The sequence below is a fragment of the Haemophilus parainfluenzae genome (assembly GCF_900450995.1).
GTDB lineage: Bacteria > Pseudomonadota > Gammaproteobacteria > Enterobacterales > Pasteurellaceae > Haemophilus_D > Haemophilus_D parainfluenzae_O.
In genome coordinates this window covers 1,029,851-1,046,055 of record NZ_UGHY01000002.1, presented here as the reverse complement: position 1 = coordinate 1,046,055, position 16,205 = coordinate 1,029,851, and the positions used below count along the sequence as shown (strand labels likewise).

At 39.2% G+C, this 16,205-nt stretch carries 11 protein-coding genes and 3 pseudogenes; 7 read left to right on the top strand and 7 right to left on the bottom strand.

Annotated features, from left to right (window positions below):
• Positions 1–6 precede the first annotated feature (6 nt).
• A complete protein-coding gene (locus DX522_RS05410; protein ID WP_115180075.1) occupies positions 7–453 on the bottom strand; it encodes a rhodanese-like domain-containing protein in 447 nt (148 codons plus the stop codon).
• Between the two features lie 250 nt (positions 454–703).
• Between DX522_RS05410 and ansB the strand changes: the two are divergent.
• From ansB to DX522_RS05395, 3 genes and pseudogenes are all read left to right on the top strand, one after another.
• Positions 704–1,752, top strand: a pseudogene (gene ansB, locus DX522_RS05405) (L-asparaginase 2).
• Positions 1,753–1,907: 155 nt separating this feature from the next.
• A pseudogene (locus tag DX522_RS05400) lies at positions 1,908–3,208 on the top strand (anaerobic C4-dicarboxylate transporter).
• Between the two features lie 124 nt (positions 3,209–3,332).
• Positions 3,333–3,968: a hypothetical protein gene (locus tag DX522_RS05395; protein ID WP_115180074.1), complete on the top strand. Its 636-nt coding sequence runs from the start codon at positions 3,333–3,335 to the stop codon at positions 3,966–3,968.
• Between the two features lie 47 nt (positions 3,969–4,015).
• Here the strand turns inward: DX522_RS05395 and DX522_RS05390 are convergent, their stop codons facing one another.
• Both DX522_RS05390 and DX522_RS05385 read right to left on the bottom strand, forming a co-directional pair.
• Entirely contained in the window at positions 4,016–5,539 is a 1,524-nt protein-coding gene (locus DX522_RS05390; RefSeq protein WP_115180073.1) for a YfcC family protein, read from the bottom strand.
• A 162-nt stretch (positions 5,540–5,701) separates the two neighbouring features.
• A complete protein-coding gene (locus DX522_RS05385; protein WP_115180072.1) occupies positions 5,702–6,589 on the bottom strand; it encodes a VirK/YbjX family protein in 888 nt (295 codons plus the stop codon).
• Positions 6,590–6,822: 233 nt separating this feature from the next.
• Here DX522_RS05385 and lon point away from each other — a divergent pair, with 233 nt between their 5' ends.
• The 4 genes from lon to serA all read left to right on the top strand — a co-directional run bounded on the left by lon (position 6,823) and on the right by serA (position 12,458).
• On the top strand, positions 6,823–9,240 hold the full coding sequence (lon, locus tag DX522_RS05380; protein ID WP_115180071.1) for an endopeptidase La: 2,418 nt from the start codon (positions 6,823–6,825) through the stop codon (positions 9,238–9,240).
• Between the two features lie 48 nt (positions 9,241–9,288).
• Complete coding sequence (gene hemW, locus DX522_RS05375) at positions 9,289–10,437, top strand: radical SAM family heme chaperone HemW (RefSeq protein WP_115180070.1); 1,149 nt, start codon at positions 9,289–9,291, stop codon at positions 10,435–10,437.
• 109 nt (positions 10,438–10,546) lie between these two features.
• On the top strand, positions 10,547–11,206 hold the full coding sequence (gene rpiA / locus DX522_RS05370; RefSeq protein WP_049364295.1) for a ribose-5-phosphate isomerase RpiA: 660 nt from the start codon (positions 10,547–10,549) through the stop codon (positions 11,204–11,206).
• Between the two features lie 19 nt (positions 11,207–11,225).
• Positions 11,226–12,458, top strand: coding sequence for a phosphoglycerate dehydrogenase (gene serA / locus DX522_RS05365; protein WP_115180069.1), 1,233 nt, complete (start codon positions 11,226–11,228; stop codon positions 12,456–12,458).
• Between the two features lie 115 nt (positions 12,459–12,573).
• Here serA and DX522_RS05360 read toward each other — a convergent pair.
• The 4 genes and pseudogenes from DX522_RS05360 to hybC form a co-directional block, all read right to left on the bottom strand.
• Positions 12,574–13,320 (bottom strand): annotated as a pseudogene (locus DX522_RS05360) (restriction endonuclease); the annotation flags it as partial.
• Positions 13,321–13,389: 69 nt separating this feature from the next.
• Entirely contained in the window at positions 13,390–13,899 is a 510-nt protein-coding gene (hybE, locus tag DX522_RS05355) for a hydrogenase-2 assembly chaperone (RefSeq protein ID WP_115180067.1), read from the bottom strand.
• 130 nt (positions 13,900–14,029) lie between these two features.
• The gene (locus tag DX522_RS05350) at positions 14,030–14,509 is read right to left on the bottom strand and encodes a HyaD/HybD family hydrogenase maturation endopeptidase (RefSeq protein WP_115180066.1); all 480 of its coding nucleotides are present in this window, start codon (positions 14,507–14,509) and stop codon (positions 14,030–14,032) included.
• On the bottom strand, positions 14,509–16,200 hold the full coding sequence (gene hybC / locus DX522_RS05345) for a hydrogenase 2 large subunit (protein WP_115180065.1): 1,692 nt from the start codon (positions 16,198–16,200) through the stop codon (positions 14,509–14,511). Before hybC ends, DX522_RS05350 begins: the two co-directional genes overlap by 1 nt.
• Between the last annotated feature and the right edge of the window lie 5 nt (positions 16,201–16,205).

Genomic DNA, 16,205 nt, shown 5'->3' with positions numbered 1-16,205 from the left:
GGATCCTTACTTATGTTTTTTTACTAATGGTAAATTTGCACCCGCCCAAGCAGCTAAACCGTCTTTTAACACATAGACTTTTTCAAAGCCTTGTTTAGTTAAAAGTTCTGCGGAGGTGGTAGAAGAAACACCGTTAACATCCACAATGATAACCGGTTTTTCTTTGTGATGTTCGATTTTGCCTACATTGTGATTTTTGATTTCAGTTGGAAGCAAGTTCACGCTGCCAATAATATGACTGCGTTGGAATTCATCGATAGAGCGTAAATCAATCACCACCGCTGCTTCGTTATTCATTAAATGAACGGCTTCAGGATTGGTGATCACGCGATATTTTTGTGTCGCACTTTTAAAAAAGGTGAAAAGTGTCATAAAAAGGACAGCAAACCATGCGATCGTTAAAAAAGTGTGTTTTTGAGCAAATTCAATTGCTTGAGGCATAAATTCTTGCATGTTGTTCTCAACTTAATTTTTGATAATGAATAAGAGTTTATCTTCACATGAAATAAAGGCTTAAGTATAACCGCACTTTGGTTATCTTTCAAAAAAATTCTGAAGGAAACGTGGGGTTGGCGAAAGCTTATACAATCAAATGGGGAAAAACATGATCGGGATCATAAATCTATTATCTTAGTGTTTATTCTACGTCTAATTAAGTAGAGAATAGCCAAGTTTAGATTATTTAACGTAAAAGGAGACAAGTATGAAATTAAAAAAATTAACAGCACTCATGATGCTTGGATTAGGTTTTTCGGTTGCACAAGCTGCAGAATTACCAAATATTACGATTTTAGCGACTGGCGGCACCATTGCTGGAAGCGGTGAAACCGCAGTTTCTTCAGCTTATAAAGCAGGGCTACTCAATGTTGAAGCGTTAATCGATGCCGTGCCTGAAATTAAGCAATTAGCTAATGTAAAAGGTGAACAAATTGTGAAAATTGGTTCACAAGATATGAGTGATGATGTGTGGTTAAAATTAGCGAAAGCGATTAATGCACAATGTAAAGATACTGATGGTTTTGTGATTACTCATGGTACCGATACCATGGAAGAAACCGCTTATTTCTTAGACCTTACAGCAAAATGTGAAAAACCAATTGTATTAGTGGGGCAATGCGTCCTGCGACAGAAAAAAGTGCGGATGGTCCGTTAAACCTTTATAACGCAGTCGTCGTAGCAACCGATAAAAAATCATCTGGTCGTGGTGTATTAGTGGCGATGAATGGTGAAGTACTAGGTGCGCGTGATGTGACTAAAATGAGCACCACTGCAGTACAAACATTCCACTCACCAAACTATGGTACCTTGGGTTATATCCATAACAGTAAAGTGGATTACGAACGTTCGCCTGAAAGTAAACATACCGTAAACACACCATTTAACGTAGATAAATTAGACAGCTTGCCGAAAGTAGGCATTGTTTATGCTTATTCTAATGCACCAATTGAGCCGTTAAATTCATTATTAGATGCGGGCTACCAAGGTATTGTTTCAGCAGGTGTAGGTAATGGTAACGTGAATGCTGCACACTTAGAACGTTTAGAAAAAGCCGCGAAAGATGGCGTTGTTGTAGTACGTTCATCTCGTGTGCCAACCGGTTACACCACACGTGATGCTGAAGTGGATGATTCTAAATATGGTTTTGTGGCTTCAGGCACATTGAATCCGCAAAAAGCACGTGTGTTATTGCAATTAGCCTTAACACAAACAAAAGATCCAAAAGTGATTCAACAATACTTTGAGGATTTCTAAGAAAGCCATTGAAAGTGCGGTCAGAATTTGAATCAAATTTTAACCGCACTTTCGGATAAAATAGGCTAATCCAAGTAATAAATATAGATAATGCACTAGTTTGTTGTTAATATATGTTCTGGAATTATTTTAAAAATTAATATGGAGAAAATATTATGATTTGGGCTCAACTTTTAGTCGTCCTACTCTTTATTTACCTAGGGCTAGATTAGGCGGTATTGGTATCGGTTTCATGGGTGGTATGGGTGTTGTGGCACTTTCACTACTTGGCTTAAAACCAGGTGCAATTCCGTTTGATGTAATTTCAGTTATCATGTCTGTAATCATGGCAATTGCGGCAATGCAAGTTGCGGGTGGTATGGATTTCTTAGTGAAAATGGCTGAAAAAATCCTACGTAAAAATCCAAAATATATCACTTTCCTTGCACCAACGGTAACTTACTTTATGACTGTACTTGCAGGTACTGGTCACACAGCGTTCTCAACACTTCCAGTAATTGCTGAAGTGGCAAAAGAACAAGGTATTCGTCCTTCACGTCCACTTTCTATTGCGGTTATCGCTTCACAAATTGCGATTACAGCCTCTCCAATTTCTGCAGCGGTGGTATTCCTTTCTGCTGAATTAGAGAAAAACTTTGGTTTAAGTTACTTACAATTATTAGGTATTTGGATCCCAACTACTTACGCAGCATGTATGATTACTGCGGTGATTTGTAACTTCCTTGGTAAAGATTTGAAAGATGATGAAGTTTACCAAGATCGTCTAGCAAAAGGTTTAATTACTATGCGTGGTGAAATGCAAATTGAGATCAAACCTTATGCAAAACGTTCTGTCGCAATTTTCCTTATCGCGATTTTAGTGGTCATGCTTTATGCAACTGCAATCAGTAAAACAGTTGGTTTAATTCAAAACCCAATTCTTTCTCGTGATAATGCGATTATCTCTTTCATGCTTGCGACTGCAGCGATTATTACTATGGCATGTAAAGTGGATACTGCAAACATTACCAATGCAGCAACCTTCAAATCAGGTATGTCAGCGGTAATTTGTGTGCTTGGCGTAGCATGGTTAGGTAATACTTTTGTTGAAGGTCATATCGATCAAATCAAAGCAGTATCAGCTGAGTTCTTACAACAATATCCTTGGAGTTTAGCGGTTATCTTGTTCTTCGCAAGTACCTTACTTTACTCACAAGCTGCAACTGCAAAAGCATTATATCCAACTGCAATTTTATTAGGTGTTTCTCCGGAAGCCGCAATTGCAGCCTTCGCCGCAGTATCAGCCCTATTCATCCTTCCTACTTACCCAACCTTAATTGCGGCAGTAGAAATGGATGATACTGGTTCAACCCGTATCGGTAAATATGTATTCAATCACCCATTCTTAGTGCCGGGTGTGATTGCAATCAGCTTATCTGTATTATTCGGCTTCTTAATGGCGGGTGCGGTTTTATAATCCTCCATTAAGCTAAAATAAATTAGAGCCATCTTGTCTTCGGATAAGATGGTTTTTTAATGGGGAACTTCTTCTTGTTGTGATACTCTAAAAGGCAACCTATGTTTATATATAAGGAAAACCAATGAAGTTATTTAAAATCCTTTTTGCTGCATTAATTGCCTACGTGCCAACAGCATGGTCTGCGGTGGATTATAATATTAAATACAGTTCCAATTATTTAATGCCTGCGTACGTGCATTTTAAGGCTGATGGTTCACAGTATTCAGTCAATGCAAAAATTAATATTCCGTTGTACAACATTGTGTTTACTTCTCGTGGTTTACAAAACGCGAGTCAATTTCAAATGGTGAATTATCAAGATGTGCGTAATGGTAAAACGTATGCAATTTCTAAAATTTCGCCAACAACCATTGAATACGGTAAAGTGAAAAATGGGTTAGAAACTGAGCCGTTAAAATTACCAACTTTTGATTTATTCACCATGGCATTTCAGTTGAGCTATTACGATAAACTGCCAACTAGTTTCCAAATCACAAACGGTAAAAAACTTTACCCAATGGAAAATGTGAATGTGAAGAAAGTGGAAAAAAAGATCCAATATAACAAGCAAACAGTCACGGAAATCACCTATTCATTTAAAACCGGTAACAAAGACATTATGGTGAAGAAATTCTCAGGTGAGCAATTTCCACGTTATATCAAATACAGCCGAGATGGCGATGATTACGAGTTAGAGTTTGATGAGTTTGTAAAATAGCATCAGATGAGAAAAAGAAGCCACGCAAGATTGCGTGGCTTTTTATTTTATTGTGCATACATAAATACTTGAGTAAGAAGAAGTATCGATGAGATAACAAATTGGCAGCCTACGATTGGCATGACAAATTTCAACCATTTATTGAATGGAATACCAAGCATTTGTAACGTAACAAGGACTAATCCTGTCGGTGCGAGAAACAACATAATATATTGCCCCCAGTTGTAAGCTGATACCACAATGTCTCTTGGAATACCCACAGTATCAGCTAGCGGAGCCATAATTGGCATGGCGAGTACGGCAAGACCTGAAGATGAAGGTACAACTAACCCTAAGAAAATGAAGACCAAGAGCTGACCGATAATAAAGACGCCGCCATTCATTCCAGCGACAAGATGTGTCATATAATCGAGAATGGTGTCAGAAATCATCCCTTGTTCCAGAATGATATTGACTGCTCGAGCGAGTCCGATAATCAATGCGACGCCGACTAATTCAGAAGCACCATGAGTAAAGCCATTTACGACATCTTTTTCAGGTAATCCACTGATAAACATAATAATGATGGTAATGGCTAGGAAGGAAGCGGCCATTTGAGGAAACCACCAACCTCCAAACATAACCCCCCATACCATGAGAGGAAAGGCGGCGCTAAATAGAATTAGAATCAGTTTTCTTCTAAAGGTAAATTCAACGGTTGCATTGGGATCGATATCTTTCATATAGAGATTATAAAAGCCTTGGCGATCGTCATAGGTATAAGAAAATTCAGGATTGGCACGCAGTTTTTTACAGTACCAATACATGTAGGCTATTACACAGGTTCCACCAAGAATCAGCCCCAGTGTACGGAATCCTATTCCTTCCGTGAATGGAATCCCTGCAGCATTTGAGGCAATGACGACGGAGAATGGGTTGATTGTTGAAAAGGCAGTGCCCATCGAGGCTGCGAGGAATATGGCACCAACACAGACAATCGAATCATAGCCTAAGGCTAAAAAGACGGGAACAAGAATCGGGTAGAAGGCTACTGCTTCTTCCTCAATACCACAAGCCGTACCTCCTAACAGCATCAACACGCAGACAGCAAAGACAACAGAGAATTCATTTCCTTTCGTTTTCTTGGTGAGAGACATTAATCCGGCATTAAACGCACCTGTTTTGTTGATAACACCAATCATCCCACCAAGTATAAAAATAAAAATCATAATATCCGCGACTTCAATGGTGCCATCTACCATGGCGTGAATCATATCGGTAATGCCTTTTTCGTGTTGTTCAATGCGTTGATAGGTATCGGGAATAGCAATAGGCTTTTTGATAATGCCGTTGGTGAAATTAGAAAGTTGAATTTTGATATTGAGTTGATTCAGGGTTTGTTCTGTTGCTGGATAGCTTTGATCGGGAATTCCGTGGGTTTTGACAATAAAATGATTTTCGGTGCTGTCGTAGGAAAGTTTAGAGTAGGATCCTGAGGGAATAAGCCAAGTTAGGCCAATAGCAATAAGAAGAATAATAAAGAGGATGCTAAATGCGGAAGGGAATTTCATCTTTTTCTTTGATGCTTCCATTATGGAGAACTCCTTGTGTTCGGATTAGTCAATAAGCCGAGCGCGTATTCTACACAAAATGAGCAAAAAAGCAAAGTGTGATTTTTGGAAGGATACAGTAATAGCAATGCTAGCAATCGTTTACCTAAATGGGGTTTGATTGCGATTAAACCCAGCTTAAGTCTATTTTATTGAGGAAAATTGAGTAATTTTTTCACTCAAATTATCCAACATTTCATAACGTTTTCGGTACATAGAACGTTTTTTACTAGCAATTTCTTCCAATGGTTTGCGGGCGCTTTCAAGCGGTAATTGCCAATATTGACCATTTAATTGCCCTTGGTTTTCCTGCCAGAATTCATCGTAATTGAATAGAATTTTACTGCGAGCAGATAGGCGGTATTTACCTTGTGAAGTGTGAGGGATACCGATTAATTCACATTGCCATTTTTCAGCTAATAAGCGGAAAACATTCATCAACATAAACATCGGGCGAACACCGTGTAATTCTTTTGTGGCTTGTTTTACGGCTTCTTGCGCTTCTTCATAAGAAGGGCCTTGAATTGAAGCAATAAGTAACTTATTTGGCTTTAAAAAGGTGAAAGAAGCATCATAAATGCTACGCCCATCATTGTCTTTTAAGTTAATAGAAAAATAACCTTCAAAAGGGTCAATCTGGTTGATATTGAAATAAATACCAAGTTGATCTGTTAATTGTGACAATAAAAGGGATTTTTCTTGGAGTAGTTTTTGGCAAAATTCTACACCCATTTTTTCTTCAAGCATTAACAGATTATTGGTAATGGCACTGAGTCGCTCAGCTGCAGAAAAACGTTTGTCACAATAGGTGGCGAGCAATGCATTAAAACGATACGGATTTTGTTGAAAAAGCGGAATCCAGGTTTGATTAGTATTTAAGAAATAAACCAGTGCATCACATTGTTTTTTAAATAAAAATTTTCGTCCGTAATAACGGACTTTATCCCTTAATTGTTTTTTTAATGGATGATTACAAGAATCGGGTAGTAATTCTTGAAAGGTCGCGAAAGTAATAGTTTGTTTTGCTGTCATAATGGATAAAGTGCGGTTATTTTTTCAAACGTTTTTTATTGGTAAAATCATGCTGATTTTTGACCGCACTTATTGTACCTGTATTCCATGGTTTTTCCAATTAACCATCAATAAAGGTGGTTCTTTACTTGCCTATTTTTCGATTTCTCCTTAATATGCCAAATCCTACCTTGAATTTATGCAACTCATCCCATATTCAATGAAATTATAGAATTGATGTAAGAGAGATAATTATGAACGCCAAAAGAACTCAACAACGTACACTTCCTGTATTGCCATTACGGGATGTTGTCGTTTTCCCTTATATGGTGATGCCACTTTTTGTTGGGCGCGCAAAATCCATTAGTGCCCTTGATGAGGCCATGAATGAGGGCAAACAATTATTATTGGTGTCACAAAAGCAAGCTGATCTAGAAGAACCTACCGTTGATGATGTGTTCGATGTCGGGACGATTGCCAATATTATTCAATTATTAAAATTGCCAGACGGCACAGTGAAAGTGTTGGTAGAAGGGCAACAACGCGCCAAAATCAATCAATTAAATGATGGTGAAGATCATTTTTCTGCGGAAGTGACACCGATTGAAACCACCTTTGGCGATGAAAAAGAATTAGATGTGGTGAAAGCAGCCGTTTTAAATGAATTTGAAAGCTATCTGCAACTCAATAAAAAAATTCCTGCAGATGTTTTAGGTGCGCTTCAACGCATTGATGATGTCGATCGTTTAGCAGATACCATGGCTGCACATATTCCAGTGACCGTTCGCCATAAACAAAGCGTGTTAGAACTGGCAGATGTGCAAGAGCGTTTGGAATACTTGCTCGGCATGATGGAATCTGAAGCGGATATTCTTCAAGTTGAAAAACGCATCCGTGGCCGTGTGAAAAAACAAATGGAGAAAAGCCAGCGTAACTATTATCTTAGCGAACAAATTAAAGCGATTCGCAAAGAAATGGACGAAGGCGAAAGCGAAGATACCATCGATGAAGTTGAGCAGCTTCGTCAAAAGGTTGAAGCAGCAGGTATGCCGGCAGATGTGCGCGAAAAAGTAGAGAGTGAGTTACAAAAACTCAAAATGATGTCAGCGATGTCTGCTGAAGCGACGGTGGTGCGAAGCTATGTTGAGTGGATGCTTCAAGTGCCATGGCATAAACGTACCAAAGTGAAGAAAGACATCGCAAAAGCTCAACAGGTTTTAGATGCGGATCACTACGGTTTAGAACGAGTGAAAGAACGCATTTTAGAATACCTTGCGGTACAAGCTCGCTTAAACAAAATCAAAGGTCCAATCCTTTGCTTAGTGGGGCCGCCAGGGGTGGGTAAAACCTCACTGGGTCAATCTATTGCCAATGCAACAGGTCGTAAATATGTGCGTATGGCATTAGGCGGGGTACGTGATGAAGCAGAAATTCGCGGCCACCGTAAAACCTATATCGGTGCATTGCCGGGTAAATTGATTCAAAAAATGGCAAAAGTTGGTGTAAAAAACCCACTCTTCTTGCTTGATGAAATCGATAAAATGTCTTCGGATATGCGTGGAGACCCAGCATCAGCCTTGCTAGAAGTGCTTGATCCAGAGCAAAATACCACCTTCAACGATCACTATCTTGAAGTAGATTACGATTTGTCTGATGTGATGTTTGTGGCAACCTCAAACTCCATGAATATTCCTGGTCCATTGCTAGATCGTATGGAAGTGATCCGCCTTTCTGGTTATACCGAAGATGAAAAACTCAATATTGCGATGCAACATTTGTTACAAAAACAAATTGAACGTAATGGATTGAAAAAAGGCGAATTAACCATCGAAGAAAACGCCATTTTAGATATTATCCGTTATTACACTCGTGAAGCAGGTGTGCGTGGATTAGAGCGTGAGATCTCTAAAATCTGTCGTAAAGCGGTGAAGAATTTATTAGTCAATCCAAAAGTAAAATCTATTACCGTGAATTCAGACAACTTGCATGACTATCTTGGTGTGAAACGTTTTGAATTTGGTAAAGCGGATACCCAAAACCGTGTGGGCGAAGTAACAGGCCTTGCGTGGAATGAGGTGGGCGGTGACTTACTAACCATTGAAACTGCTTCAGTAGTAGGTAAAGGCAAATTGACCTTTACCGGTTCATTAGGCGATGTGATGAAAGAATCTATCCAAGCAGCGATGACCGTAGTACGTGCACGTGCTGAAAAATTGAGTATCAATTCTGAATTCCATGAAAAACGTGATATTCACATTCATGTGCCAGATGGCGCAACACCGAAAGATGGTCCAAGTGCAGGTATTGCAATGTGTACCGCATTAGTTTCTTGCTTAACGGGTAACCCTGTGCGTGCCGATGTCGCGATGACAGGTGAAATCAGCCTACGCGGTAAAGTATTACCAATTGGCGGATTGAAAGAAAAATTATTGGCGGCACATCGTGGTGGCATTAAAACCGTATTGATTCCAAAAGATAACGTGAAAGATTTGGAAGAAATTCCAGATAACGTAAAAGAAAATCTTGCGATTCATGCGGTAGAAACCATTGATGAAGTGTTAGGCTTAGCATTAGAGAATCCACCAGAAGGCATTGAATTTGTGAAAGTGGAAACAAAAGCGAAAGCACCACGCCGTAAAGCTGCGACTAAAACGGCAAGAGCGGTCAATTAATGACTCATTTTTAGGGCTTGTGAAAACAAGCCCTTTTGACTTTTAATTATGCAAAAATTTCCCCCTCTTTCCCTTTATGTGCATATTCCCTGGTGTGTGCAGAAATGTCCTTATTGTGATTTCAATTCGCATGCACAGAAAGGCACAATTCCTGAACAAGAATATGTGCAACATCTGATAACCGATCTTGAGGCAGATTTAGAGAAATATCAGGCTAGTATTCAACATCGTTCACTTCATTCAATGTTTATTGGTGGTGGCACACCGAGTTTATTTTCAGCAGAAAGTATCAAGTTGTTATTGGCAGAAATTCAACGTCGCATTCCTTTTTCAGAGAATATAGAAATTACCATGGAAGCTAATCCTGGCACTGTCGAAGCGGAGCGTTTTAAAGGCTATGTGGATGCTGGTGTAACACGTATTTCCATGGGTATCCAAAGTTTTAATGACGATAAATTACAACGTTTAGGGCGTATTCATAATGCGGAGGAAGCTAAAAGTGCGGTCAGTTTGGCAAAAGTTTCAGGCTTGAAAAGTTTCAATTTGGATTTAATGCACGGTTTGCCAAACCAAACGCTTGAGGAAGCCTTAGATGATTTGCGACAAGCCATTGAGCTTGCTCCACCACACCTTTCTTGGTATCAGCTCACCATTGAACCCAATACCATGTTTGCTTATCGTCCGCCTACATTGCCGGATGATGATGAGCTTTGGGATATTTTTGAGCAAGGCCACCAGCTTTTAACCGAAGCGGGTTATCAACAATATGAAACATCCGCTTATGCGAAACCGGGCTTTCAATGTCAGCACAATCTGAATTATTGGCGATTCGGGGATTATTTGGCGATAGGCTGTGGTGCACATGGAAAACTGACTTTTCCTGATGGCGATATTTTACGTTTTTCTAAAACAAAGCATCCAAAAGGCTATTTGCGTGGTGAATACCTTTATGAAGAAAAAAACGTGGAAAAAAATGACCGCGCTTTTGAATTTTTCATGAATCGTTTTCGTTTATTGGAAGCTGTACCAAAACAAGAGTTTGAACATTACACGGGGCTTTCGCACAGTGCGGTCAAAAATCAAATTGATTTTGCGATCCAGCAGAATTATATTGTGGAAACACCTGATTTTTGGCAGATCACTGAACACGGTAAATTGTTTTTAAACGAACTATTAGCGCTTTTCTTAGATGAATAAAATTTTTTCATCATCACGAATAAATTTTTACACTTGTTTATTTAATAGGGGCGTATTAAAGTAAAGCAAACGTTTACGTCATTATTTAAAATTTAAAAGGGACAGAGAAATGGATCAACTAGAAATGAAAAAATTAGCTGCGCGTGCTGCATTAAAATATGTCAAACCCGATACCATTGTTGGTGTAGGAAGTGGCTCAACAGTGAATTGTTTTATTGAGGCTTTAGGCGAATTAAAAGATCAAATTCAAGGCGCGGTAGCGGCATCTAAAGCCTCAGAAGAATTATTGCGTAAACAGGGCATTGAAGTGTTTAGTGCTAACGATGTATCCAGTTTAGATATTTATGTGGATGGCGCTGATGAAATTAATCCACAAAAAATGATGATTAAAGGTGGTGGTGCTGCATTGACTCGCGAAAAAATTGTGGCCGCTTTAGCGAAAAAATTTATTTGTATCGTTGATTCTAGCAAACAAGTGGATGTGTTAGGTAGCACATTCCCATTGCCAGTAGAAGTGATTCCAATGGCACGTTCACAAGTTGGTCGTAAATTAGTTTCTCTTGGTGGCGCCCCAGAATATCGTGAAGGTGTAGTAACGGATAACGGCAACGTGATTTTAGATGTACATAACTTCGCTATCTTAAATCCAGTGGAAATGGAAAAAGAATTGAATAATGTCGCAGGTGTCGTAACAAACGGTATTTTTGCCTTACGTGGGGCGGATATTGTGATTGTTGGTACGCCAGACGGCGCAAAAATTATTGATTAATAAAAATAAGGAAGCAAACATGACAAACAAAGTCTCACTCGACAAATCAAAAATTAAATTTGTGCTATTAGAGGGCGTGCACCAAAGTGCATTAGATACCTTACATGCGGCTGGCTACACCAACATCGACTTTTACAAAAAAGCCTTAGATGGTGATGAGCTAAAAGAAGCGATTAAAGATGCGCATTTTATTGGCTTACGTTCACGTACCCAATTAACTGCAGAAATGATTGAAGCTGCGCCGAAGCTTATTGCTATTGGCTGTTTCTGTATCGGAACCAACCAAGTGGATCTTAATGCAGCAAAAATGCGTGGGATTCCAGTATTTAATGCCCCGTTCTCCAATACACGTTCTGTAGCTGAATTAGTGTTGGGTGAGATTTTGCTTTTAATGCGTAATATTCCTCAAGCGAATGCAGATGTGCATCGTGGTTTATGGAATAAATCGGCAGTTGGCTCTCATGAAGTACGTGGTAAAAAATTAGGTATCGTGGGTTACGGCCATATCGGTTCGCAATTAAGTATTATTGCGGAATCTCTAGGGATGGACGTGTATTTCTACGATATCGAAAATAAATTGCCATTGGGTAATGCAAAACAATTGCACACACTTGAAGAGTTATTGGGGTCTTGTGATGTGATCTCACTTCATGTACCTGATTTACCTTCAACCCGTAATTTAATGAGTGCTGAACGTATTGCACAGTTAAAACAAGATTCTATTTTGATCAATGCGGCACGTGGTACGGTAGTGGATATTGATGCTTTAGCAGCTGCGCTTGAACAAGGTAAAGTTCGTGGTGCGGCGATTGACGTATTCCCTGTTGAGCCTGCTTCAATCAATGAAGAGTTTGTTTCACCATTACGTAAATTTGATAATGTGATCTTAACCCCGCATATCGGTGGTTCAACCGCGGAAGCACAAGAAAACATTGGTTTTGAAGTCGCGGGTAAATTTGTGAAATATTCAGATAACGGCTCAACTCTTTCTTCCGTGAATTTCCCAGAAGTTTCTTTACCAGAACACGTTGGCACAAAACGTTTACTTCACATTCACGAAAATCGTCCAGGCGTATTAAACAAACTGAACCAAATTTTCGTCGAAGCCAATCTCAATATTGCAGCGCAATATCTGCAAACCGATCCAAAAATTGGTTATGTTGTGGTAGATGTTGAAACAGATGATGCATCACCATTGTTAGCCAAACTCCGTGAGATTGAAGGTACAATTAAAGCACGTGTGTTGTATTAATGTGAAAAATTAAGCAAAAATTGACCGCACTTTGTGCGGGATGCAAAGCAAAATGGGCAAAGTAAGTTATTTTACTTTGCCCATTTTTTATTGAGTGTCGTATGCAATGAAAACACTAATCATACAATTTTATGTGTTCATAAATAGACTTAATTATTGATACTGCAGGGTAATATAATTTAGGCAAAAAATCATTGTTTTTCTGCATTTCTACTTCGGCAAGTATTAATTTTTCGTCTAAAAAATTTAGACTTAAATTTAACCAATTTATGGCTTGTTGAAGATTATTAGCTTGAACTTCCCCAATTTGTGTTAATTGTGGAATAGTTAAATTGATTGGATAGGCAACATGCTTAATATTTTCTATTACATTCTGAATCTTACCTAATAAAACAAAGCCTGAAAATTCAGTGTCATCTTCTATGTAACCCCTAAGGTTATATTTTTGTCTAATCTGTTTAGAGTGTGACCAATATCTTGCTTCAAGAATGTTAAACCTATTTTCATATGAATGTAGTATATTGGTTAATGTGTAATGTTCGGTTTCCTTTTTTAATTCTTCAAATGTTCTTAGTAGAATATTTGAGTTTTCTGCTGCTTCAAAAGCACCAGTTTGAAATCCTTTTTTAGAAATAATAATTCCTTTATCTGCACAAGTTTCATTCACTCTATGCATAAATGCAGATACGGTATTTTTATCAATCTTTTGATTCCAATATTTGGCCTCAATAAGCCAAATAGTTTTTAAACCAATAAAGGAAAAATCCACATATATGTCAATATCATGTTCGGTTCTTATACCTTTTATTGTCTTATTGGTTTCAGCGTATAGACCTAGGCTAAGAAAATACTCTTTAATAGCTTCTTGAAATGTGTATCATTCATTTTTCATAAAGATATTCAAAATATAGAAAAATACTGACGATTAGGCTTATTTTATCATGGCTTTAAACAGGTTGCGGCGATCAGAATTAAATGTCGGTTGTGCGGTTGGGATGGATAAAATCATACGTAAACAATCTTGTGTGAGTTGAATCGCTTGTTCATTAGTCAGATTCGGATCGAGGGGTGAATGTAAGGAGCAACTTAAATATTGCGGTACATTTTCAATGCTACTAACGGTGAAAGTGAGTGCTTTGTAAGGCAGCTGCACGGTGAGTTTGTCACCTAATTCACGAGGCTCCCATTGTTGTTGAGGCCCAGGCAGAATTACAATACTCATCATCCACGGGGTTAATACTGTGCCAATCCATTGGTCTTCGAATAAAACAAATTTAGGGCAGAAACACTTGATGCCTTTGTGATAAAAAGGAAGATCTTGCATTTCGGGCACAATGTTTTTCATTTCAGTAAGGAAAATCTCCGTTGGGTTTTCTTCAAAGCCAGTGACAGAGGTTAAAAGTGCGGTCGAATTTTGTGGTGTTTTTTCGTGTCGATACATGGTTTATTTTTCAATATTAATAAGATTAAAGAATTCTGGAGAAACCTTAAAGAAAATTCCCCTCTTTCGTAAAGAGGGGGTTAGGGGAGATTTAACCCTAGTTTCGATTAATTAAGTCGGCCCCTCTTTTCTAAAGAGAGGAATCTAGATTCAAACCGTATTCCTTAATGACTTGATTTAACGTTTCAAAAACCTTTGGCAACATGTTTTGTATTGTTTCCGTCAAACCAATTCCAGATTCTAGTGATTCTGGTTGGATGCCGATAAGGCAAAGGTGTTTTGGAAATTCATCCGTCAATTTCATCGCAGAAAGTACATCACAAATGCCGAGTTGGTGTGGTGAAATTTTGCGAGAGAAAAAGGTTGGCACTTGCTCGTCATGCAACACGATAATCTCACCTGGTTGTTTGTTAGCAAGCACAGCATCAACAATAATCAAATGCTCGCGATTTGCCATCGCATCCAGTAATTCCATGCCACAAGTTCCACCATCGATGATGTCAAAGTGCGGTTGAATTTTAGGACGTTTTTCAAGCTCCTGCACAACGCGTACACCGACACCTTCATCACTTAACAAAATATTGCCGACACCAAGAATTAACGGCTTCATTACAACACCTTCACTTCAGTCACTTCACCGTTTTCGGTATTAACTACATGTACGGCGCATGACATACAAGGGTCGAATGAGTGAATGGTTCGAACCACTTCCAATGGTTTAGTCGGATCTGCCACCGGTGTACCAATAATGGAAAGCTCATAGGGACCCATTTGGTCTTGTTCATTACGCGGACCGGCATTCCATGTGGATGGTACAACCGCTTGATAGTTTTCGATGCGACCGTCTTTGATCACAACCCAGTGAGAAAGCATACCGCGTGGTACTTCACCGAAACCAACACCACGGAATTCACCGTTTGCTGGAATATCTGTTTTGATATAAGCCGTCATATCACCTTTAGCAATATTATCAATGAGCATTTGCCATTGAGCGCTTAAAATGTCGTTGATCGCACAGCAATGCACGGTACGACCGATAATACGTCCAAGGGTAGAATGTAATTGATCGGTGGTTAAAGTATTACCGGTCAATTTTTCATAGATGCCTTTTAATTCATTGAAATGGCTAACGGTTGGCGTGTCATTTGCGGCCAAACCACACATTAAATAGGCGAGAGGACCTACTTCGACAACTTTACCGTAGAATGTCGGTGCTTTTACCCAAGAGTATTTACCATCATCTTGCCAGCCTGTGTATTTCGGACGAGTTAAACCCGCCCAAGGTTCTAATGGCTCATCGTCTTCGTACCAAGCGTGTTTACCACTTTCTTTAATGCCTTTTACAACGAATTCATCTTTTTGTTGATCAATTGGACGGAAAGTCGATAAATCGCCGTTTTCGATATAACCACCTTTTAACATGAATTTAGAGTTATCTGCATCAATTGGGTATTCTGGTACAGATAAGTAGTTGCCAGATGTTTTGCCTAAGCTTAACCATTCAGGGTAGTAAGCCGCAAATACTGCTGCATCTACTTTATACACTTGGTTAATGAAGTCAGTTAGGCGATCGATACAAGCTTTCACGAACATAAGACGTTCTTGGTTTAGTACTGCTTGGGAATCTAAGTTAATTGGGTTTGCTACACCACCAATCGCCAAGTTTTGAATGTGTGGTGTTTTACTACCGAGTAATGCGACTACACGGTTAGCATCACGTTGACATTCAAGCGCTTGCAAATAGTGGGCTACGGCAATGAGGTTTACTTCTGGTGGAAGTTTCATTGCAGCATGACCGAAATAACCGTTAGCGAAAATACCAAGTTGTCCGCTGTCCACTAATGCTTGAATTTTTTTCTGTACATTGCGGAATTCGTTAGCACTGTTTAATGACCATGTGGACACGCCTTTTAGCATATCAGCCGCTTTTTCCGGATCTGCTTTTAAGGCAGAAGTGATATCTACCCAGTCCATGGCGGAGAGTTGATAGAAATGCACAATATGGTCATGAATGGTATGTGCAGCAAGAATCATGTTACGAATGTACTGTGCATTTACGGGAACTTTAGCACTGATAGCATCTTCTACGGCACGTACGCTGATAATCGCGTGTACTGTGGTGCATACGCCACAGATACGTTGCATAATCATCCATGCATCACGTGGGTCGGCACCTTTTACGATATTTTCCATACCACGCCACATGGTACCAGATGACCAAGCATTGGTGACGACGCCATTTTCAATTTCACAATCAATACGTAAATGACCCTCAATACGGGTAATTGGGTCAATTGAGATACGTT

What these genes read in the sequence shown, in the direction of transcription:
- hemW (WP_115180070.1), top strand. Translation starts at nt 9,289, where the DNA reads ATGCAAAAATTTCCCCCTCTTTCCCTTTATGTGCATATTCCCTGGTGT.
- DX522_RS05410 (WP_115180075.1), bottom strand. Translation starts at nt 453, where the DNA reads ATGCAAGAATTTATGCCTCAAGCAATTGAATTTGCTCAAAAACACACT.
- DX522_RS05350 (WP_115180066.1), bottom strand. Translation starts at nt 14,509, where the DNA reads ATGAAGCCGTTAATTCTTGGTGTCGGCAATATTTTGTTAAGTGATGAA.
- rpiA (WP_049364295.1), top strand. Translation starts at nt 10,547, where the DNA reads ATGGATCAACTAGAAATGAAAAAATTAGCTGCGCGTGCTGCATTAAAA.
- lon (WP_115180071.1), top strand. Translation starts at nt 6,823, where the DNA reads ATGAACGCCAAAAGAACTCAACAACGTACACTTCCTGTATTGCCATTA.
- DX522_RS05385 (WP_115180072.1), bottom strand. Translation starts at nt 6,589, where the DNA reads ATGACAGCAAAACAAACTATTACTTTCGCGACCTTTCAAGAATTACTA.
- hybE (WP_115180067.1), bottom strand. Translation starts at nt 13,899, where the DNA reads ATGTATCGACACGAAAAAACACCACAAAATTCGACCGCACTTTTAACC.
- DX522_RS05390 (WP_115180073.1), bottom strand. Translation starts at nt 5,539, where the DNA reads ATGGAAGCATCAAAGAAAAAGATGAAATTCCCTTCCGCATTTAGCATC.
- serA (WP_115180069.1), top strand. Translation starts at nt 11,226, where the DNA reads ATGACAAACAAAGTCTCACTCGACAAATCAAAAATTAAATTTGTGCTA.
- DX522_RS05395 (WP_115180074.1), top strand. Translation starts at nt 3,333, where the DNA reads ATGAAGTTATTTAAAATCCTTTTTGCTGCATTAATTGCCTACGTGCCA.